Source organism: Microvirga sp. BF8 (genome assembly GCF_059888585.1).
Map to the genome: position 1 here is coordinate 2,974,282 of NZ_CM187619.1, position 20,837 is coordinate 2,995,118.

17 protein-coding genes are annotated in these 20,837 nt (G+C 65.1%); 3 read left to right on the forward strand and 14 right to left on the reverse strand.

Annotation, left to right across the window (positions count from 1 at the left end; genetic code table 11):
* Positions 1–5 precede the first annotated feature (5 nt).
* The 3 genes from AC522E_RS14155 to AC522E_RS14165 form a co-directional block, all read right to left on the reverse strand.
* Positions 6–995, reverse strand: coding sequence for a magnesium transporter CorA family protein (locus AC522E_RS14155; protein WP_500746898.1), 990 nt, complete (start codon positions 993–995; stop codon positions 6–8).
* Between the two features lie 112 nt (positions 996–1,107).
* Positions 1,108–1,938, reverse strand: a complete 831-nt coding sequence (locus AC522E_RS14160; RefSeq protein WP_500746899.1) for an SDR family oxidoreductase — start codon at positions 1,936–1,938, stop codon at positions 1,108–1,110.
* Positions 1,939–1,942: 4 nt separating this feature from the next.
* Positions 1,943–3,724 (reverse strand): acyl-CoA dehydrogenase family protein, encoded by a 1,782-nt coding sequence (locus tag AC522E_RS14165; protein ID WP_500746900.1) that lies wholly within the window; start codon positions 3,722–3,724, stop codon positions 1,943–1,945.
* Between the two features lie 90 nt (positions 3,725–3,814).
* Between AC522E_RS14165 and AC522E_RS14170 the strand changes: the two genes are divergently transcribed.
* Positions 3,815–4,804, forward strand: coding sequence for an L-threonylcarbamoyladenylate synthase (locus AC522E_RS14170; protein ID WP_500746901.1), 990 nt, complete (start codon positions 3,815–3,817; stop codon positions 4,802–4,804).
* A gap of 24 nt (positions 4,805–4,828) precedes the next feature.
* Here the strand turns inward: AC522E_RS14170 and wrbA are convergent, their stop codons facing one another.
* Complete coding sequence (wrbA, locus tag AC522E_RS14175; protein WP_500746902.1) at positions 4,829–5,431, reverse strand: NAD(P)H:quinone oxidoreductase; 603 nt, start codon at positions 5,429–5,431, stop codon at positions 4,829–4,831.
* 166 nt (positions 5,432–5,597) lie between these two features.
* Here wrbA and AC522E_RS14180 point away from each other — a divergent pair, with 166 nt between their 5' ends.
* Entirely contained in the window at positions 5,598–6,518 is a 921-nt protein-coding gene (locus AC522E_RS14180) for a LysR family transcriptional regulator (RefSeq protein ID WP_500746903.1), read from the forward strand.
* A 12-nt stretch (positions 6,519–6,530) separates the two neighbouring features.
* Here AC522E_RS14180 and acuI read toward each other — a convergent pair whose 3' ends face one another.
* The 5 genes from acuI to AC522E_RS14205 form a co-directional block, all read right to left on the reverse strand.
* Positions 6,531–7,517 (reverse strand): acrylyl-CoA reductase (NADPH), encoded by a 987-nt coding sequence (gene acuI, locus AC522E_RS14185; protein ID WP_500746904.1) that lies wholly within the window; start codon positions 7,515–7,517, stop codon positions 6,531–6,533.
* An 88-nt stretch (positions 7,518–7,605) separates the two neighbouring features.
* Positions 7,606–8,847 carry an MFS transporter gene (locus tag AC522E_RS14190; RefSeq protein WP_500746905.1) on the reverse strand — a complete coding sequence of 414 codons (1,242 nt, stop codon included), beginning with the start codon at positions 8,845–8,847 and terminating at the stop codon, positions 7,606–7,608.
* A 263-nt stretch (positions 8,848–9,110) separates the two neighbouring features.
* Positions 9,111–10,511: a M10 family metallopeptidase C-terminal domain-containing protein gene (locus AC522E_RS14195; protein ID WP_500746906.1), complete on the reverse strand. Its 1,401-nt coding sequence runs from the start codon at positions 10,509–10,511 to the stop codon at positions 9,111–9,113.
* An 84-nt stretch (positions 10,512–10,595) separates the two neighbouring features.
* Entirely contained in the window at positions 10,596–11,819 is a 1,224-nt protein-coding gene (locus AC522E_RS14200) for a cell wall hydrolase (protein ID WP_500746907.1), read from the reverse strand.
* Between the two features lie 293 nt (positions 11,820–12,112).
* Complete coding sequence (locus AC522E_RS14205; RefSeq protein ID WP_500750700.1) at positions 12,113–12,913, reverse strand: helix-turn-helix domain-containing protein; 801 nt, start codon at positions 12,911–12,913, stop codon at positions 12,113–12,115.
* A 160-nt stretch (positions 12,914–13,073) separates the two neighbouring features.
* Between AC522E_RS14205 and AC522E_RS14210 the strand changes: the two genes are divergently transcribed.
* Positions 13,074–13,481 (forward strand): hypothetical protein, encoded by a 408-nt coding sequence (locus AC522E_RS14210; RefSeq protein ID WP_500746908.1) that lies wholly within the window; start codon positions 13,074–13,076, stop codon positions 13,479–13,481.
* 32 nt (positions 13,482–13,513) lie between these two features.
* Here AC522E_RS14210 and AC522E_RS14215 read toward each other — a convergent pair whose 3' ends face one another.
* From AC522E_RS14215 to AC522E_RS14235, 5 genes are all read right to left on the reverse strand, one after another.
* Positions 13,514–16,279, reverse strand: a complete 2,766-nt coding sequence (locus tag AC522E_RS14215; protein WP_500746909.1) for a hybrid sensor histidine kinase/response regulator — start codon at positions 16,277–16,279, stop codon at positions 13,514–13,516.
* A gap of 164 nt (positions 16,280–16,443) precedes the next feature.
* Positions 16,444–16,788: a GFA family protein gene (locus tag AC522E_RS14220; RefSeq protein WP_500746910.1), complete on the reverse strand. Its 345-nt coding sequence runs from the start codon at positions 16,786–16,788 to the stop codon at positions 16,444–16,446.
* A gap of 25 nt (positions 16,789–16,813) precedes the next feature.
* Positions 16,814–17,068 (reverse strand): hypothetical protein, encoded by a 255-nt coding sequence (locus AC522E_RS14225; RefSeq protein WP_500746911.1) that lies wholly within the window; start codon positions 17,066–17,068, stop codon positions 16,814–16,816.
* 5 nt (positions 17,069–17,073) lie between these two features.
* Complete coding sequence (ppdK, locus tag AC522E_RS14230; RefSeq protein WP_500746912.1) at positions 17,074–19,752, reverse strand: pyruvate, phosphate dikinase; 2,679 nt, start codon at positions 19,750–19,752, stop codon at positions 17,074–17,076.
* Positions 19,753–20,092: 340 nt separating this feature from the next.
* On the reverse strand, positions 20,093–20,743 hold the full coding sequence (locus AC522E_RS14235) for a L,D-transpeptidase (RefSeq protein WP_500746913.1): 651 nt from the start codon (positions 20,741–20,743) through the stop codon (positions 20,093–20,095).
* Positions 20,744–20,837: the final 94 nt, after the last annotated feature.

Consider the following 20,837-nt stretch of genomic DNA (forward strand, 5'->3'; position numbering starts at 1 on the left):
CCCTCTCAGAGCCACCGCTTCCAGCGGAAGAACACATAAGGAAGGATCGCGGCGACAATGATCATCAGGATGGCGAAGGGATAGCCGAGCTTCCAGTGCAGTTCCGGCATGATCTCGAAATTCATGCCGTAGATGGAGGCCACCAGGGTCGGAGGCAGGAAGATCACGGACACCACTGAGAACAGCTTGATGATGTCGTTCTGCTCCATGGTGACGAGACCGAGCGTCGCATCGAGAAGGAACTGCAGCTTGTTCGAGAGAAAGGTCGCATGCTCCTCGATCGATTGCACGTCGCGAATGGCGGTGCGCCATTCCGCCTGGAAGCCTTTCGACTTCTGCGGTCGCGGCATGCTGGCCGACAGGAAGAGCAGGAGACGCTCGACCGACACCATGCTCTCGCGGACATTGGAAATGACATCGCCCTTGCGGCCGATGGACCTGAGCGCCGCCCGGAAACTGGCTGCGCGCCGTGCGCCGAGGCGGTCGTTCTCGAAGACCGTTTGCGAGAGGCGGTCTATACGCGAGCCGATCTGAGCCAGGATCTCCGCCGCCCTGTCGATGATCGTCTCGATCAACCCGTCGAGGACCGCCTCCGCCTGTGGCCGGCAGCCGCCCGGTTTCACCGCGCGCGCCGCGAACATGGAAAACGACCGCGGCTCTCCATAACGCACGGTCACCAGGGCCCGCTCGGTCAGGATGAAGGACACGTCGATGAGTTTCGGCACCTCGCTGTCGGACCCGCAGAGGACGCGCGCCGTCATGTAGCGGGCGTCGTTCTCGCGATAGAGGATCTCGGACGGCTCGATATCGGCCATTTCCTCCCGGGTGGGGATCTCGATCGCAAGGTGCCTCTCGACGAGCTTGTCCTCGGCGCGGGACGGGTCGATGAGGTCGATCCACAGGGCATCCTCTGGAATGGCGTCGTCCGGCCGCAGGACCTTTCGCTCCAGCGACTCCGTTCGCGCTCCCTCGATCGGCCTGTGGACGATGATCATGCCAGTCTCCGCCTGCTCGGAGGAAGCATTAGCGTTTTTCTGTGACATTCGCGAGAGCAACATCAGCCACCCGCATCCGATGGGCCCCCTGTGTCCCGGGCCGGCAGGTGCCCTAGGCGCCGTCCGGAACGAAGAAATCCGGCATCAGGGGCCTGGACGGATCGACCCGGTATTTCTCGAAATCGGTCATGCCCTCCCCTTTCAGGAAGGTGTCGTCGATCAGGAACTGGCCGGTGAAGCCCTTTGCCGGTTTCCCGAAAATGGCATGAGCCGCGTCGGCCAGGATCGCCGGCGTGCGGCTTGCCTGGACGATGTCGTCGCCGCCGAGGAGATTCCTCACCGCGCTCGTCGCGATGGTCGTGCGCGGCCAGAGCGCGTTGACCGCGATGCCCTTTTCCCGCAGTTCCCCCGCAAGCCCGAGGACGCACAGGCTCATGCCGTATTTCGCAAGGGAATAGGCGAGATGCGGCGCGAACCATTTCTCCTTCATGTCGAGCGGCGGCGAGAGCATGAGGATGTGCGGGTTCTCCGCCTTTTCCAGGTGCGGGATCGCGTATTTCGAGACCATGAAGGTGCCGCGGGTATTGATCTGGTGCATCAGATCGAAGCGCTTCATGTCGGTCTGCGGTGTCCGCGTGAGGCTGATCGCGCTGGCGTTGTTCACCACGATATCGAGGCCGCCGAAGGTCGCGACCGTCCTTTCGATGGCGCCCTTCACAGCCTCCTCGTCGCGTACGTCCACGACGAGCGGAAGCGCCTTGCCGCCGGCCTTCTCGATCTCCTCCGCCGCCGTGTAGATGGTGCCGGGCAGCTTCGGATGCGGCTCGGCGGTCTTCGCCGCGATCACGACATTGGCGCCGTCCTCGGCAGCACGCAGGCCAATGGCGACACCGATGCCGCGGGAGGCACCGGTGATGAAGAGCGTCTTGCCTTCGAGACTCATGATGTCAGCTCGCCAGGATTGCAGGGGCATCGTGGAGGAAGCCCGCGCCGCTCAGGACCATGTCTTCGAGCCCCTTGGCGCCGACGGCGATGTTTTCCGCAAAGAAGCGGCAGAGCGCGATCCGGCTTGCATGGGCGGGATCCGCGTCGCCGTCGCCGATCATTCTGTTGGCGGCCAGCGCCGCATCGGCGAGGGCCGCTCCGCCTTGGGCGAGGGCGAAGAGGCGCAGATACGGCGTTGCGCCGGCGAGCGCCTGGGAGGGCGCATTCGCAAGCACCAGCTTGAGGAGATGCCCGGTCGTCCGGTCGAGGCTCTCGATGGCATCGCGCAATCGCGCCGCCGTGTTCCCGAAAAGAGGCGTTCCTTCCTTCATGAGGCGCGTGACCGTGGCACGCATGCCGGCGATCTGCGCCCGGACCGTGTCGCCGCCGGACATCGGCAGCTTGCGCATGACCAGATCGATGGCCTGGATGCCGTTCGTGCCCTCGTAGATCGGCGCGATGCGCGCGTCGCGCAGGTGCTGCGCCGCGCCCGTCTCCTCGATATAGCCCATGCCGCCATGAACCTGGACACCGAGGGACGCGACCTCGACGCCGATATCGGTCGAGAATGCCTTCGCCACCGGCGTCAGGAGCGAGGCCCGCTCGTTCGCGCTGCGGCGTGCGGATTCGTCCGATTCCAGATGCGCCCGGTCGATCGCAGCGGCCGTCATGTAGCAGATGGCCCGGGACGCGGCGGTGAGCGCCTTCATGGTGAGCAGGTTCCGCTGGACGTCGGGATGCTCGACGATCGGGCTCATGCCGTCGCCCGCAGGGCCCGGCGCACGGCCCTGACGGCGTTCCTTCGCGTAGGACAGCGCCTGCTGATAGGCGCGTTCCGCGATCGCGACGCCCTGAAGCCCCACGGCGAGCCGGGCATTGTTCATCATGGTGAACATGCAGGCGAGGCCACGGTTCTCCTCGCCGAGGAGCCAGCCGATGGCGCCGTCGTGGTCGCCGAACGCCATCGTGCAGGTGGGAGATCCATGGATGCCGAGCTTGTGCTCGATGCCGGCGCAGCGCAGATCGTTGCGGGACCCGTCGGGCAGGAACTTCGGCACGAGGAACAGGGAAATGCCGCGGGTGCCCGCCGGGGCGTCGGGCAGGCGCGCCAGAACGAGATGGACGATGTTGTCCGCCAAATCGTGCTCGCCATAGGTGATGAAGATCTTCTGGCCCTTGATGCGGTACGTGCCGTCGCCGACCGGTTCGGCGCGGGAGCGCAGAGCGCCGAGATCCGAGCCGGCCTGCGGTTCCGTCAGGTTCATGGTCGCCGTCCACTCGCCGGAGACAAGCTTGGCGAGATAGCGGCTCTTCAGGTCCTCCGTCCCATGCGTCGCCAGGGCCTCGATGGCGCCCATGGTGAGGACCGGGCCAATGCCGAAGGCCATGGAGGCGGAGTTCCACATTTCCACGCAGGCCGAATTGAGAAGCGTCGGCAACCCCTGACCGCCGAAATCCGCCGGTCCCGGGAGGGCATTCCAACCCGCCTCCGTCCAGGCGCGGTAGGCCTCCTTCCAGCCGGGCGCGGTGGTGACTTTGCCATCCTTCCATGTGGCGCCATGCGTGTCGCCCCCGCGGTTGAGGGGAGCGATCACGTCACCTGCAAACCGGCCCGCCTCCGCCAGGATGGTCTCCGCCAGGTCGACGGAAAGATCGCCATAAAGGCCATCCTCCAGTGCGCGGTCGAAGCCCGCCACATGACGCATGGTGAAGGCGATGTCGGAGACCGGGGCACGATAGTCCATCGTGGTTCCTTTCGGCGGAAGGCTTTTGATATTGACGCAGGTCGCTACGCAGCTAAACCCGCCACAGGCCAGGAATAGGATAGTTTAGACGTGAACGATCAAGGGTCAATGGTCCAAACGGAGCGTCTCCGGGCGGATGAGGCCGGTCTCGCGCGTGCGGCGGAGATCCTGCGGGGTGGAGGTCTTGTCGCATTCCCGACGGAAACCGTCTATGGCCTCGGAGCGGATGCGTCCCGGCCCGAGGCGGTCGCCAAGATTTATGCGGCCAAGGAACGCCCGCGCTTCAATCCCCTGATCGCCCATGTGGACAGCATCTCGACTGCCTTCACCCAGGGCCTTTTCAACGATACGGCCCGCCGTCTCGCTGAAGTCTTCTGGCCAGGACCGCTGACCCTGGTCGTCCCTGTCGCGCCGACCTGCACCGTCTCGGACCTCGCCCGCGCCGGGCTCGGCAGCGTCGGGCTCAGAGTCCCGTCACACCCCCTCGCCCATCGGCTTCTCTCAGCAGTCGCCCGCCCTGTCGCGGCGCCTTCGGCGAACCGGTCGGGCCGCGTCAGCCCGACAGCGGCCGACCATGTCCTCGGCGACCTGAACGGGCGCATCGATGCCGTTCTCGACGGCGGCGACACGCAGGTTGGTGTGGAATCAACGATTGTATCCTGCCTCGGCGACACGCCGCACCTGCTTCGTCCCGGCGGCGTCACCCGGGAAGCCATCGAGGACGCCATCGGCCGGAAGCTCGAAGCCATGCCCGAGACCGGCGAGAGCCCCGTCGCGCCCGGGATGCTCGCGTCCCATTACGCGCCGCGGGCACGGGTTCGCCTCGACGCCAGGGAGATCCGCGCCGGCGAAGCGGCGCTACTGTTCGGAGGCGACCAGCCGCACGGCCTCGAGCGCGCCACGGCGGTTCTAAACCTGAGCGAGACGGGCGACCTCACGGAGGCCGCCGCTCATCTCTTCTCGGCCCTGAGGCAACTCGATGCCTCGGGTGCTCAAACCATCGCCGTCGGCCCCATCCCCGAAACCGGGCTGGGCGAGGCCATCAACGACAGGCTCGGACGCGCCGCGGCGGAGCGATAACAGGCTCCGCCCGGCTTGCGCGATCTACTTCGCGGCGATCTTGGTAGCGATCTGCGCCACGTGGCGGCCTTGGTAGCGGGCTCCCTCGAGCTCGACCGCGCTCGGCTGGCGGGATCCGTCGCCGGCGGCGATCGTGGAGGCGCCGTAGGGTGACCCGCCCTTCACCTCGTCCACGCCCATCTGGCCAGCGAAGGCATAGGGCAGTCCCACGATGACGAAGCCGAGATGGAGAAGCACCGGGTGGAACGTGAGGATGGTCGATTCCTGGCCGCCATGCTGCGTCGCGCTCGACGCGAAGACCGAACCCACCTTGCCGACGAGGGCGCCGCTGGCCCAGAGGGCACCGGTCTGGTCGAGGAAGTTCTTCATCTGCGCCGTCATGTTGCCATAGCGGGTCGGCGTTCCGAAGATGATGGCGTCGTATTGCGGAAGCTCCTCGACGGTGGCGATGGGGGCCTTCTGATCGAGCTTGTAATGGGCGCTCTTCGCCACGGCCTCCGGCACGAGTTCAGGCACCCGCTTCACCACCACCTCGGCACCCGCCTCGCGGACGCCCTCGGCAACGGCGTAAGCCATCTGCTCGATATGTCCCCAGGACGAATAATAAAGAACCAGAACCTTAGCCATTCGAATCTCCCGTCAGATGAGCTCAAGACAGCGTGCGGGAAACATGCGAAGATGGCTTCCCGGTCGCGATCGTCCACTGCAATTGTTATGCTCGGTCAGGATAATCTTTCCCAACTGCAAGACTAGTGTTAGTATTGCAGGATAGTTTTTGCGTGGATGCAAAGCCGTGGCGAAGCAGCACCTTGTCTGGGACGATTTCAGACTCGTGAAGATCATCGCTGAGGCCAATGGGCTGGCAGGTGCCGCGGAGCGCCTGGGCGTCAATCATTCCACGGTCTTTCGGCGTCTCGGCCAGATGGAGGAGAGCCTCGGGGTCAAGCTCTTCGAACGGCACCGGACCGGCTATGTGCTGACGCCCGCGGGCGAAGAGATGACATCCCTTGCCGAGCACATGGAAGAGAATGTCGCCACCTTCACGCGCAAGCTCGCAGGACAGGCGGTAGCCCCGACGGGGGAATTACGGGTCACGACAAACGACACGCTCCTCGTGCACATGCTGACGCCGATCTTCACGAAATTTCTCGCAGCCTGCCCTGAGATGCGTCTCGACGTCGTACTGGCCAACCAGGCCTTGAATCTCTCGAAGCGCGACGCGGACGTGGCGATCCGCGCGACCGACAATCCGCCCGAGACCCTCGTGGGACGGCGCGTCGCGACGATTGCCTGGGCGATCTATGGCCGCGTGGCGGATTTTCCGAACCCCGCCGAGGTCATGGATACGCCGGCCCTCTATCAGCGCTCCTGGGTCGCCCTCGGCGACAATCTTGCCACTCTCAAGGCGGCACGCTTCGTCCGCGACCGCGTCCCCCTCGAGCGGATCACCTACAAGGTGAACACGGTCCTAGGATTGGCCGAGGCCGTGGAGGCCGGCCTCGGAATCGGTCCTCTCCCCTGCTTCATCGCCGACGGCAAGCGAAGCCTCGTGCGTCTCTCCGATGTGAACCCGGACTTTTCGGCGGGCCTGTGGCTTCTCACCCACCCGGACCTGCGCCAATCGGCCCGCGTGCGCGCGTTCATGGATTTCATGGCCGCCGAGATCAGCCGCCAGAAGAAGTGGATCGAGGGCGGCGGCGCCAGGGCGCAATAAGGCTGTCGCCGCTCAGTCGATCTGGACCACGATCCGCCCGCGCACCTTGCCTTCAACGATGGTGCGTCCCGCCTCCACCACCTGATCGAGGGTGATCGACGTCGTCATGGTCTCGAGCTTCTCGTGGTCGAGATCGCGAGCCAGCCTGCTCCACGCCTCCAATCGAAGCGCGCGTGGCGTCATGACGGAATCGATCCCGAGGAGGGACACGCCTCGCAGGATGAAGGGGGCGACGGAGGCGGGCAGATCCATGCCGCCGACAAGGCCGCAGGCGGCAATCGCCCCACCGTATTTTGTCATCGAGAGCACGTTGGCGAGGGTATGGGAGCCTACCGTATCGACGCCGGCAAGCCAGCGCTCCTTGCCGAGCGGCCGGGCTGGGCCCGTCAGCTCGCTGCGCTCGATGATCTCCGCCGCCCCGAGATGTTTCAGATACTCCGCCTCCTGCGGCCGGCCGGTCGAGGCGATCACCTGCCAGCCCGCCCGGGCGAGAAGAGCCACGGCGACCGATCCGACGCCCCCTGCCGCACCGGTCACGACGGCGGGCCCGCGGTGGTAGCGCAGGCCGTATCGCTCGAGCGCCATCAGGCACAGCATGGCCGTGTACCCGGCGGTGCCGATCGCCATGGCCTGATAAGGGGTCAGTCCTTTCGGCAGGTGGATGAGCCAGTCGCCGCGAACGCGCACCTTCTGCGCGTAGGCGCCCAGATGGGTCTCCCCGAGGCCCCAGCCGTTGAGGACCACCGCATCGCCCGGCCTGAACTCAGGGTGCGAGGACTGCTCGACCGTTCCCGCCAGATCGACTCCCGGGATCATTGGAAAGCGGCGAACGACCGGCGCCTTGCCCGTGAGCGCCAAGCCGTCCTTGTAGTTGAGGGTCGAATACGCCACCCGGACGGTGACATCGCCCTCCATGAGGTCGGCCTCGTCGAAATCACGACGCTCGACCGTCTGACCGGTCTCGGTCTTGTCGATCACGATCGCCTTGAAGGTCCCCATCCTCGCTCCTCCGCTCCATCACCACATTAGTGGCGCTGCCCCGCGTCGGGGCAAGGGAAGATTCGCGCTTCTCCGGATGCGACCGGCCTCACTCCGCCGGCTGCAATCCGAGGGACCGTTCGACGGGCTTCTCCTTGATGGGCAGGTTGATCAGGGCCGAAGCGACGCCGAGCGCGATCGAGAGCCACCACACGAAGGTGTAGTTGCCATAAGCCTCGTAGAGCAAGCCTCCCAGCCAGACGCCGAGGAACCCGCCGACCTGGTGGGAGAAGAAGGCGAAGCCGTAGAGCATGGCCATGTAGCGGGTGCCGAACATCAGCATCACCAGGGATGACGTCGGCGGCACGGTCGAGAGCCACAGCAGGCCGATGGCGACGCCGAAAGCGATCGAGGTGGTGGGCGTCGCGGGCAGCAGGATGAACGCCGCGATGGCCACGGCGCGCCCCAAATAGATCCACGCCAGCAGCCACCGCTTCGACATGCGGGTGGAGAGCCAGCCCGACGTGAGGGACCCGAAGGCATTGGCCAGCCCGATGACGGCGAGGGTCCAGCCGCCGACGGCGGCGGAGAGGCCGGCGTCGCGCAGATAGGCCGGCAGGTGGACCGTGATGAAGGCGAGCTGGAAGCCGCAGGTGAAGAAGCCCAGAACCAGCAGCACATAGGAACGGTGGCGGAAGGCTTCCGAGAGCGCCTGACGGATCGACTGGCCGGGGACCGGCGCAGGGCCGCCCTGGCCCGCCGCTTCCACGGGCCGGGTCGCGAGGGCGACCGCCAGGGGCAGGACGAGCAGGACGCTGACCGCGAAGACCATGAGGGCCTGGTGCCAGCCGAAGGAGTCGATCAGCAGGTTGCCGATGGGCGGGAACAGGAACTGTCCGAAGGATCCGGCCGCGGTGCCGGCGCCGAAGGCCATGGGGCGCCAGGATTCCGGCAGGAGCTTGCCGAAGGCGCCGAGCACCAGGTTGAAGGAGCAGCCGGACAGGCCGAACCCGATCAGGACGCCTGCGCCGAGATGCAGCATGCCGGGAGACGAGGCATTGGCCATGACCACGAGGCCGAGCGCATAGAGGATCGCGCCGACACAGAGCACCCGGAATGCCCCGAATCGGTCGGCGACCGCCCCCGCGAAGGGCTGGCCGAGGCCCCAGAGCAGGTTCTGCACCGCGATGGCGAGGCCGAAGACGTCTCGGCCCCAGCCGTACTCGACCGTCATCGGGATCTGGAACAACCCCGAAGAGGCCCGCGGCCCGAAGGTGATGAGGGCGATGAGGCAGCCGCACAGAACGATGAGTTCCGGCGAGAAGCGGGAGCGGGCGGCAGGGGCGGACATGGTCGTTCCTCGGCGGATGGAATCGGCGCGGGGCGCAGATACTATCTCCGGCCGCACTGGAGCAATATCGAAAGTTCATTGCGCAACCCATGAGGAAACATGATGGGTCGACGGCAGCCGGTGCCGGGCCGCCAGCCTCTTCGGCCGCGCGCTCGCAAGCCTTCCGACGCTCGTGTCTTCCCGGTGGCGCGTCGGTTGGCGCGGAGAACCCGGGTCTATGTGTTCCTATGATCTGCCAGGTCCAGCCCGGGATGACGGAGACCTCAGATCACCATGAAATCATGATGGCTCAGGAGAAGATTGGCCGAAAGAACGGCGATCTGCACCGGGGCCCGCGCGCCCGATCCATCGGGATCGTACCAAAGAGCGCCGGTCCTGCCGTTGTAGAGGACATGGTCCTCGGGATCGGAAGCCTTCGCGCCCTTGTGAAACGCGTCTTCGTCGAGCGCGCCGGGGCGCAATGACCGGAAGATCCGGTCGTCGAGGCGGATCGTATCCTCGCCGGGTCGGAAATCGGCGATCCTGTCCGCATTCGTCCTGGCATTCGGCTTCGTGTCGAATACGAAGGTGTCATGCCCCCTGCCGCCGGCAAGGAGATCCCGCCCGGCTCCGCCTTCGAGGCGGTCATTGCCGTCATAGCCGTACAAGCGATCGTCCCCTGCCAGGCCGCGCAAGCGGTTGGCTGTCCCGTTGCCCCGGATGAGATCGTCCCCGGCCCCTCCGAGGGCATTCTCGATGGTCACGCCGTTGGCGATCGTATAGCCGCCCGCAGTCCCGGACTGGGCGGAGACGAATCCCCCCGCGTGGGGATCGTTGGCGCGAAGGGTGGCTGGCCGCAGGTCGATGGTTGCGTCCTGACGGGAATGGAGGGCGCTGATGGTATCGCCCCCGCCCGCATCCCAGATGCAGGACCAGCCGGTGCCGGGGCCGTTCCGGGTCGGCAGGGAATAGACGTTTCCACCTTTTGCCGTATTGGGATTGGGACCATAGAGCGTCTGGAGTGCCGCGATATCCAGGGCGCCGAGCGCTCCTTGGGCACCATAGGTCGCATCGTGGTCGCGCCGGGCCCAACCGGAATTATACGACATGACAGTCCATATGCCCTGGTTGAGACCGTTGCGGCCAGTATCGTGGGCGCTCGAGACGCCCGGGAAGCGGCTGGCATCGTCCTCCCATCCGCCGTCATGAGGATGGGCGAGGCCGACACCGTGCCCGATCTCATGCATGATGGTATTGCGGCCATCGCCGCCGATGCGCAGGTTCTTCCAGTCGTCGGTCGGGTTGAAATACCCCCAGATCGGCCGGTCGTTGGGGATTTCGTGGATGCCCGCCGACCCGGTCCAGATTTCCGCTTTCCACCAGACGATGTCCGCCTCCGCAGCCGAGCGCGCCGGGGCAAAGGTCAGTCCGCAGACCTTTGCATAGACGGCCAGGGCTGCCTTGAAGACACCCGTTTCCCCAGAGGTCCAGGCCTGTGCGTCCGCCCGGTTCGTGAGATACGGGCTGGGGCCGTGAAGCGCGCTGGCGGCGTCGAAATTCGCGCGGGTTCCGAAAAGAACCTTGATCGGGCCTTTGGCGGGGTCCCAGGCCTTTCCGCCCCAGACCAGGGAATCGATATAGGCACTTCCGTAGCCCGACCCGGGAACGTCCTTCACTGCGGCCATGGCGGGTTCCTGCAACCTCCCAATCGCGGAACATTATAATAGTTCCTGTCGCTCGGCGCGTGCCCGCAAACACCGTCCGAAGGGTCAGGTCTGTCCCGGCCGCAGCTTGTAGAAAACATGCCGGCCGATGACGTCCATCTTCTTGAGACGTTTGGCCCAGTAAGGCCTTACGTAACTGGCATGGTAATGGGTCGATCCGCCCACATCGGCGAGATAGGTCTTCCCCTCGAGCACGGCGGCAGCGATCCGCTTGGCCCGATCCCAGGGCTCAGGTTCCGTCACCCGCAGGGCCTTGCCCTCGCAGGCGAAGGTGAACTGACAGGCCAGGTGGCGGTGCCGGTTCTGATAGACGACGCCGCAGATCGAGGATGGATAGAGGCCGCTCTTCACCCGGTTCAGAACCACCTGGGCAACGGCCGCCTGGCCCTCCTCGGATTCACTCCGCGCCTCGAAGTACACCGCTTCGGCCAGGCAGCGCTGCTCCTTGCTCAAGTCGTCCGGATCGATGAGATCGGCATAGCGCGGGCGATCGTCGTCCGACCGGGCGATGGACGTGGTGCCGAAGCCCCCATTCTTATCCATTCGGGAGACAGGAGCGGCGGCGATCTCGATCGGCGTCGCATCGGCTGGGGCGGGCGTCGTCGAGGACAATACGATGGCGCGCTTGACGAAGGGTGTCGTCGGGCTGGCCGCGGCACCCGTCGAGCCTGCGGCGGCCGCCGCCGGAGACTGGATCGAGGTCGCCTGCCGCGTGGTGGTCAGTTCCGGCGCCTGCCAGGGCTCGAAACCCTGAGGCTCCAGTTCGGGTGCTTCGAGCTTGCCCTCCATGAGAATGGTTGGGGGCAGGAGATTCTCGTTGCGGCTGAACAGGAGGCGCGATCCGGATGGTGTGAGGCTGGCGTGAAGCTCGCGGGCCCGATCGGAAAGTGTGACGTGGCTCGGCGCGGCGCGTGCACCCTTGAGACTGCGCTCGACGACAGGATAGCTGCCGGCGCCGGCCTTCATGTCAGGACGCGGTGGCTCACTCTGCACGATCGCGTTCTCGGGAAGATCGTAGCGATGGGTGCGCCGCAGAATGTCCCGGCTGAGATCGAGTTTGCCGGCAAGGGCGGCGGCGGCCCCGATGGGCGGTATGAGCCCCGCCTCCGTGAGGCGGGTCACGGGGCTGCGGGTCGAGAAGCTGAAACCGGAATTGACATCGTTGCTGGCAGAGGCCGTGAACGAGACCAGAAGGCCGGCCGCGAGCGCCCAGGGCGCCGTCGTGACGCAGATCCATCTCACCCGGGAGCGACGATACCGAACTCGCACGCGACCTACACCTTACCAGAACCCACTCGAGGAGCCTCCGCGAAGGCTGCTCCGGCTAGCAGGTGTTATCGCCGATTAAGGTTGATGCCGGGTTAAAGGCCCGCCTCCGTCATTCCGAACACATCCCCACCGTCACTCCGGGGCAGCTCGTAGCGCTGGGCCCGGGACCCATCACCGTTGACGATGCGGGATAAAACAAGGCGGCTGCCGCCGCGTCCTGTCTTCCAATTGCGGTGACTATGGGTCCCCACTCGCCTGCGGCGCCCCGGACTGACAGTCGAAGCTTGTCACGCTCAGGATATCGCCATTTTCCGCAATATCGCGGCGGTCTCCGCATCCGCCGGGAAGAAGGCCTCGATGGCGAGCTCGGAGAGCGTGACATCGACCGGCGTGCCGAAAACCGTCGTCGTGCTGAACAGTGTGAGCATGCCATCATCCGACCGGAGCTGAAGAGGCACGAGGACTCCCGCGTAGTCCTGGCGGGGATGAGGCGCGCGCGACGCGCCGCCTGGCGTCGGATAGGCGCGCAATTCGTCCATCAGCTTTATCAGCGTCGCATCGGCGGTCACATCCACCTGATGATGCAGGCGCGTCAGGATGTGGTCGCGCCATTCTGAGAAATTGGCGATGCGTGGCGCCAGTCCGGCCGGGTGAAGGCTGAGACGCAGCACGTTCACGGGCGGCTTCAGGAGAAGCGGATCGACGCTTCCGACCAGCGGCATCAGCGCGCCGTTGGCGGCGATCAGGGACCAATGGCGATCGACCGCAAGCGCTGGAAAGGGCTCGTGCCCCTTGAGCACCAGATCGACCGCCTGCCGCGCAGCCTGCAGGGCTGGATCGTCGAGCTGCCGGTGGGAATAGACCGGCGCGTACCCCGCGGCAACGAGCAGGATGTTGCGCTCACGCAGAGGAATTTCGAGCTGGTCGGCAAGAAGCAGGACCATCTCCCGGCTCGGCTGCGAACGCCCGGTTTCGAGAAAGCTCAGGTGGCGGGTGGAGATGTCCGCCTCGAGGGCGAGATCCATTTGGCTCATGCGCCGCCGCTGTCGCCAGTCGCGCAGGTGGTCGCCGATGGTGGAGTGAGATGTGCTCATGGGAGAACGATAGCCGAAGCGGCAATCCGCTTCCATGACCTGAGAGGTAATCGACCAGTCCCTCCCTGACGACGAACATGGCGGCACGGTCGCTGAGGCGATGACGGCGGAAGGCCGGATCGTCACGGACCCCGACACATCGTTCGAAAAGGAGCTTTCCATGTCCACCATTTCCCCCTCCGCGCTTCTGCGTCAGGCCTTCATGGCGGATGCAGCCACCAGCGCCGCCCTCGGTCTCCTTATGCTGCTTGCCGCTGGCCCGATGGCACCCGTTCTCGGGCTTCCGGCTCCCTTGATGCGGGTGTCGGGCATCGTCCTGCTCCCCTATGCGGCCTTCGTGGGCTATCTCGGTCTGCGTGATCGCCTGCCTCGGGTCATCGTGTGGGCAGTCGTGGTCGGCAACGCCATCTGGGCCATCGACAGTCTGTTGCTGCTCTTCAGCGGCTGGATCGAGCCGACCCGCGCGGGGACTGTCTTCGTCGTCGCACAGGGACTGGCAGTCCTCATGTACGCGGAGTTGCAGTATGTCGGCCTGCGGCGCTCGCAAGGGGCGCGCGCAGCCGGATGAAAAGGCCGGTCCCGCCGGCCGGCGGTGGTCCGTCAGGTCCGACGGATCATCGCCTCGATCTTTTCTCCCAGCGCATGGAAGGCGAGCGGCTTGGCGATCACCTCCATGCCGGGACCAAGGAAACCCTCCCTCAGCAAGCTGTTCTCAACATAGCCGGTCATGAAAAGGACCTTCAGATGGGGTCGCCGTTCGAGAGCGGCGTCGGCCAATTGCCTCCCGTTCAGTCCCGGAAGCCCCACATCCGTCAGAAGCAGATCGACCGGCACGGGCGTCTCAAGATAACCCAGCCCCTCGATCCCATCCGCGGCGCTGAGAACACGGTAGCCCATCTCCTGAAGCATCTCGACGACCAGAGCGCGGACGACAGGCTCGTCCTCGACCACGAGCACTGTCGCACCGACGGTCGTGCGGTTGTCATCGACGACATCCACAGTCTCGCATGCCGGTGAACCGGCGCCGACATAGCGGGGCAGACAGATCGTCACGGTGGTGCCGCGGCCGAGTTCCGACTGTATCCGCACATGACCGCCGGACTGCTTGACGAAGCCATACACCATCGACAATCCAAGACCGGTGCCCTGCCCCAGGGGCTTCGTGGTGAAGAAGGGTTCGAACACTTTCCCGATCACATCGTCGGACATGCCGGACCCGTTGTCGGTGACCGACAAGGACACGTATTGCCCGAGCGCCATGCCGTGCTGCATGGCGGCCCATTCGTCGTCGATGGAAAGGTTCGCCGTCTCGATGACGATATGGCCGCCACCCGGCATTGCGTCCCGGGCATTGATGACGAGATTGAGGACGGCATTCTCCAGCTGATTTGCATCGCAATGGGTCAGCCAGAGCGTTTTGGAGAACCGCTCCGCGATTTCGATCCGTTCCTTCGCGGTTCCACGGAGGAGCTCCGCCATCGACACGATCAGCATGTTGGCGTCGACGGGCTTGGGATCCAGCGGCTGGCGCCGCGAAAAGGCGAGCAGACGATGCGTCAGGGCTGCGGCCCGTTTGGCCGAGGACAGGGCCGCCTCGATATAGCGCCCGATCTGGTCACTCCTGTCCTGGGCGATCCGCGTCCGGATGAGGTCCAGGCTTCCGATAACGCCGGTCAGGAGATTGTTGAAGTCATGGGCGATGCCGCCGGTGAGCTGCCCGACCGCCTCCATCTTCTGGGATTGCCGCAAGGCTTCCTCGGCCTGAAGCAGGGCCTGCGCCGCCTCGCGCTCCGCGGTGATGTCGCGGCCGATTGCGTGGACATAGCCTTCGTCGGAAACGACGGTCCAGGAGATCCATCGGAAGGAACCATCCTTGTGGCGGATACGGTTTTCATGACGCAAGGGGCCCACACCATCGCCCGTGCCGCTCAGGCTGATGCTCTCCTTTTCGTCCGGGTGAAGAAGCTGGGAGAAGCGCGTGCCGGCGAGGTCGCTCTCGTCCCATGAAAGCAGGGCTTTCCAGGCAGGATTTGCGGCTGCGATGTGTCCCTGCGCGTCGATCACGATCATCAGGTCGGTGGACAAACGCCACATCCGGTCGCGCTCGCGCGTGCGCTCCACGACTCTTTCCTCGAGGCGGGCATTCATCGCCTCGAGCTCCTGAGCGGCGACATTCTGGTCGTGGATATCCGTGTTGGTCCCGATCCAGCGGATGACCTTGCCCTCGGAATCGTGGATGGGCACGCCCTTCGACAGAAACCAGCGATAGGCGTGGTCGCTCTTGCGCCTGAGTCTGAATTCGCTTTCGAAGATGGTGCCGTTTCCGACTGCCTGCTTCCAGGCCTCGGCGGTCTTTTCGAGATCGTCGGGATGAATGACGGTCTTCCAGGCACCGTTCGCGAGTTCGTCGGCCGACGCACCGGTATAGTCATAGAAGCGGCCGTTGAACCATTCCGCCTTGCCGCTCTCGCCGGCTTCCCAGACCTGATGCGGCACCGCCTCCACAAGGGCGCGGAAGCGCTCCTCACTGGCCCGCAGAGCCTCCTCGGCGACCTTGCGCTCCGTGATGTCCCTGAAGAAGCTGACGATCCCGCTCGGCACGGGGCAGATGCGCAGTTCCAGCCAGCGATCCTTGCCGAAGCCCAGGTAGCGCCGGACGACGGAGACGGGGACCTGCTCAGCGAGGCAGCGCCGGTAGGCGTCCTCCAGAAAGGACCCGGCGGAGGTCGGCCACGCGTCCCAATGGGTCTTGCCCAGGATTTCATGCTCTTCGCGCCCGTCATATTGCAGGGCGGCCGGATTGAGCTTTACGACCCGGAACTCCCTGTCGAAAGCCACGAAGCCATCACCGAGCAGGTTGAGGATGTGATCGGCACGGTCGCTGCTCGCCTTGAGAAGCTGTGCCGCCCGGACACGGTCCGTCACATCGACGCCCTGGAGGACGACGCCCTCGACGCTTCCCTCCTGGCTCAGGATCGCCCGGCCGGAAAAATCGACGAAGTGCTGTTCCTCAAGGGCATCCGGCTCGGGTTGAACGACGATCGGCACATCCTGAAGGGTAAAGGGGCCGCCACCGGCATAGGCCCGGTCCAGGGCCTCGACGAACCTCGGGCAGGAGGCAAAGGGCAGGTCCGTAAGCGCGACACCGGTCACTCCGTGCGCGCTCAACCGGCCGAAGGCCGCATTCGTCCAGACGATGGTGTGCATCGGCCCTTGGAGGACGCACAGGAACCCGGTCGCCTGCCCGAGGGCGGCCAGCACCTCCGTCGCGCCGGGAACCGATCGGCCGGAATCGCCGATCCGGGAAGGGCTCGCCATGGGGCGATGGAACGCAATGTCCTTTTGGGTGCCGAGACCTTGCGGCATCGTGATCTTTCAGAAAAAGGCCCTTCGGCCTCATGCTTGATCGCTGCGATGACTCTCCATGCCTTGACTCATGGAGATGCAATGCCCAACTTAAATGCCATTATATAACAATTCAACCGACAGACAAACCTGCCCGTGCGATGCCACACCCGGCAGCAGACGCTTCAGAAGCTGCGTCCATCCACCGGGATCGGTTTGACGTCCTTCACGTCGAAGCCTTCGAGGCAGCGCACGTTGATCGCCGCCGTCTCCTCGCCCGTCGGCTTGCGGCCTTCGGCAAAGGGCGCACAGCCGCATGTGGAGCAGAACCGGTGGCGGATGGCGTGCTTGTTGAACGTATAGGTGGAGAGATCACCCTCCCCTTGCGTCACGATCAGGGCGGTGCGTGGGACGAAGGTCAGCAGATAGCCTTTGCGGCTGCAGTGGGAGCAGTTGCACTCCATCACCTGGTCGAGTCCGGCCTCGACCTCGAAGGCCACCTTCCCGCAATGGCATGAGCCCTTGTACATGCGTGCTCCTCGTTCTGGAAAGCCGTCAAAAGAGAGTGACGATAAGGCCCGCGCCGAAGACCCCTACGAAGCGGTCGCCCATGGTGAGCGGCTCCGCCCGGCCCTGCGCGGCGGCTTGCCTCAGGGCAATGTCCAGCACGAGCGAGACGAGGAAGGGCCACACGAGAGGTGCAATGGCGGCATGCCTCAGTTCAGGCCGCTGCTGCACGATTAGACCGATCGCGATGCCCGAGACGAGCATCGCGGCCAGATAAAGGATCCTGCTGCCGGACAAAGCCACTGCGATTAAGCCTGACTCGCCGCCTGGCTGCCCAGTGCCGCCTGCGCGGCGGCAAGGCGTGCGATCGGCACGCGATAAGGCGAGCAGGACACGTAGTCGAGACCGACGCTCTGGCAGAAATGGATCGAGGCGGGATCGCCGCCGTGCTCGCCGCAGATCCCGAGCTTGATGCCGTTGCGCGCCTTGCGTCCACGCTCCGCCGCAATCCGGATCAACTCGCCGACGCCATCCTGGTCGATGGTGACGAAGGGATCGGCGGGGAGAATGCCTTTCTGCGTATAGGAACCCAGGAAGGACGCGGCATCGTCGCGGGAGATGCCGAGCGCGGTCTGCGTCAGGTCGTTGGTGCCAAACGAGAAGAACTCCGCCGTCTTGGCGATGTCCTCGGCCCGCAGGGCCGCGCGGGGCAGCTCGATCATCGTGCCGACCTGATATTCCACGCTGACGCCGGTCTCCTTGGCGACTGCTTCCGCCATGGCGACGATGCGCGCCTTCACCAGGTCGAGTTCCGCTTTCGTCATCACGAGCGGCACCATGATTTCCGGCACGATCGGCTTGCCCGTGGCGCGACCCGCCTCGACCGCCGCCTCGAGAATGGCGCGGGCCTGCATCTCGGCGATTTCCGGATAGGCGACCGCGAGACGGCAGCCGCGGAAGCCGAGCATCGGATTGAATTCGTGCAGTTCGACGGCGCGGCGCTTCAGCTTGTCCACCGAGGCATTCATCGCCCGCGCCACTTCCTCCATCTCCGCATCCGTGTGCGGCAGGAACTCGTGCAGCGGCGGATCGAGGAGACGGATCGTCACCGGAAGCCCGCTCATGATGGTGAACAGTTCGACGAAATCGGCGCGCTGCATCGGCAGCAGTTTCGCCAGCGCCGCACGACGCCCGGCCTCGTCGTCCGACAGGATCATCTCGCGCACCGCGACGATGCGGTCGCCCTCGAAGAACATGTGCTCCGTGCGGCAGAGGCCGATCCCCTCCGCGCCAAAATTGCGCGCGGTCCGCGCATCGAGCGGCGTCTCCGCGTTGGCGCGGACCTTCATGCGGCGGACCTTGTCGGCCCAGCCCATGAGGGTGGCGAACTCGCCCGACAGCTCGGGCTCCAGCATCTTCACCTGCCCGAGGAGCACCTGGCCGTTGCCGCCATCGACAGTGATGATATCGCCCTTTTTGAGGCTCTGGCCCGCGACCGTCATGGTCTCGGCATTGTAGTCGACCCGGATCGAGCCGGCACCGGATACGCAGGGCTTGCCCATGCCGCGCGCGACCACTGCCGCGTGGGAGGTCATACCGCCACGGGTGGTGAGAATGCCCTCCGCCGCATGCATGCCATGGATGTCTTCCGGCGAGGTCTCGATGCGCACGAGGATGACCTTGCGGCCCGCCTTCTTCGCGGCTTCCGCATCCTCGGAATTGAACACGATCTCGCCGGAAGCGGCGCCCGGCGACGCCGGCAGCCCCATCGCGAGGATCTTGCGATCCGCCTTGGGATCGATGGTCGGGTGGAGCAGCTGATCGAGGGCGGCGGGCTCGACGCGGTTGATCGCCTCCTCCTGCGTGATCAGCCCCTCGGAGGCCAGCTCCACCGCGATGCGCAGGGCGGCTTTCGCCGTGCGCTTGCCGTTGCGGGTCTGGAGCATCCAGAGCTTGCCTTTCTCGACCGTGAATTCCATGTCCTGCATGTCACGGTAGTGCTTTTCGAGAATGCCGTAGATGCGCACGAGCTCGTGATACGCGTCCGGCATCGCCCGCTCCATCGAGGGCTTGTCGGAGCCTGACGCGACGCGCGCCTTCTCGGTGATGTCCTGTGGCGTGCGGATGCCGGCCACCACGTCCTCGCCCTGGGCATTGATCAGGAACTCGCCGTAGAGCTCCTTCTCGCCGGTCGAGGGATTGCGGGTGAAGGCGACGCCGGTCGCGGACGTCTCGCCCATGTTGCCGAAGACCATGGCCTGGACGTTGACCGCCGTGCCCCAGCTCGCCGGAATGCCGTGGAGTTCGCGATACTTGTTCGCGCGGTTGTTCATCCAGGAGCCGAACACCGCCCCGATGGCGCCCCAGAGCTGCTCCTCAGGCTCCTGCGGGAAGGGCCTGCCCAGCTCCTTCTCGACGATCGCCTTGTAGCGTGGGATCAGCGCCTTCCAGTCGTCGGCGGTCAGATCCGTGTCGAGGGTATAGCCGCGCCGGTCCTTGTACTCGTCGAGGGCCTCCTCGAAATGGTGGTGGTCGATCCCCATCACCACGTTGGAATACATGGTGATGAAGCGGCGATAGGAATCGTAGGCGAAGCGCTCGTCGCCCGCGCCCCGGGCGAGGGCCTCGACGGTCAGATCGTTGAGACCGAGATTGAGGACGGTGTCCATCATGCCCGGCATGGACGCCCTGGCGCCGGAGCGGACCGAGACCAGGAGCGGATTCTCGGCATCGCCGAAGGTGCGGCCCGTGAGGCGCCCGACGAAGGCCAGGGCCTTGTCGACGTCCTGCTTCAGCTCCGGCGGATAGGATCGGGAATGGTCGTAATAGTAGGTGCAGACTTCGGTGGTGATCGTGAAGCCCGGCGGGACGGGAAGGCCCAGATTGGACATCTCGGCGAGATTGGCGCCCTTGCCGCCAAGCAGGTTCTTCATCCCCGCCTCGCCCTCAGCCTTGCCGTCACCGAAGGAATAGACCCACTTCGTCATCGTTCGACCCTTTGGCTTACCTGACCTGCCGTCATGCAGGTGCTGGCTTGAAGCATGCCAAACCAAAACGCAACCTGAACAGCCAAGGTTCCTGGACCCGACAATGGTCGATAGAATGAAATTCCTGTGTCTTGTCAGTCCCTTGGAAAGAGACAGGCATTTTTCGATGTGCCACGCACAGCGCCGGACAAATCCACCGTCATTCGAACTATTTCATACTTAATCCTGCAACAAACAACACAGATAAAACGGCAAGTGATCTTCCTCCCTCCGTATCCGCAAAAAAATCCGCCGGCGCGAACTGCACCGGCGGATCGGGATCCGGAACGACGGTTGCGCGTCAGACGCGGTAGCGGCCGTTGCGCTTCACATAGACGGTGGTGCCAACAGGAACGCGCTCGTAGAGATCGGCGACGTCCTCGTTCAGCATGCGCACGCAGCCTGAAGACACTTGCTCGCCGATGCTCCAGGGCTCGTTGGTGCCGTGGATACGGAAGAGAATGTCGCGGCCGTCCTGGTAGAGATAGAGGGCGCGGGCACCGAGCGGGTTGTCCAGGCCGGCCTCGCGGTAGCGCGGCAGGTCTGGCTTGATGCTGACCATGGTCTTGGTCGGCGACCAGGCTGGCCAGACGCCCTTGCGGCCAACCGACGCAACACCCTTCCACGAGAAGCCCTGCTTGCCGACGCCGACGCCGTAGCGGACGGCCTTGTTGTCCGGCTGCACCAGATAGAGCACGCGCTCGTCGATATCGACGACGATACTGCCCGGCTTCTCGGGGCCCTTGTACTCCACGGTCTGGCGCGCGTACTTCGCGTCCATCCTTCTGCGGTCGACCAGGGGAATGTCGTAGGGCTTGTCGGGCGCGACCCCCACATACCAGCCTGCATAGGGGTCGGCTTCGGCGGCGGCCTGCGGCGGGGTCTGGACGCTCTGGCAGGCAGCGAGGGACACGCTCATCAGAGCGCCGAGCAGAAAGCGACGAAACATCATCGGTCTTTTCTTGAAACTTGGGAACGGAGTTGGGGCCTGCCTAACGCGAAGCAGCCCGCAATGCTGTGCCCTCCATGCAACATCCAGGGGAGAA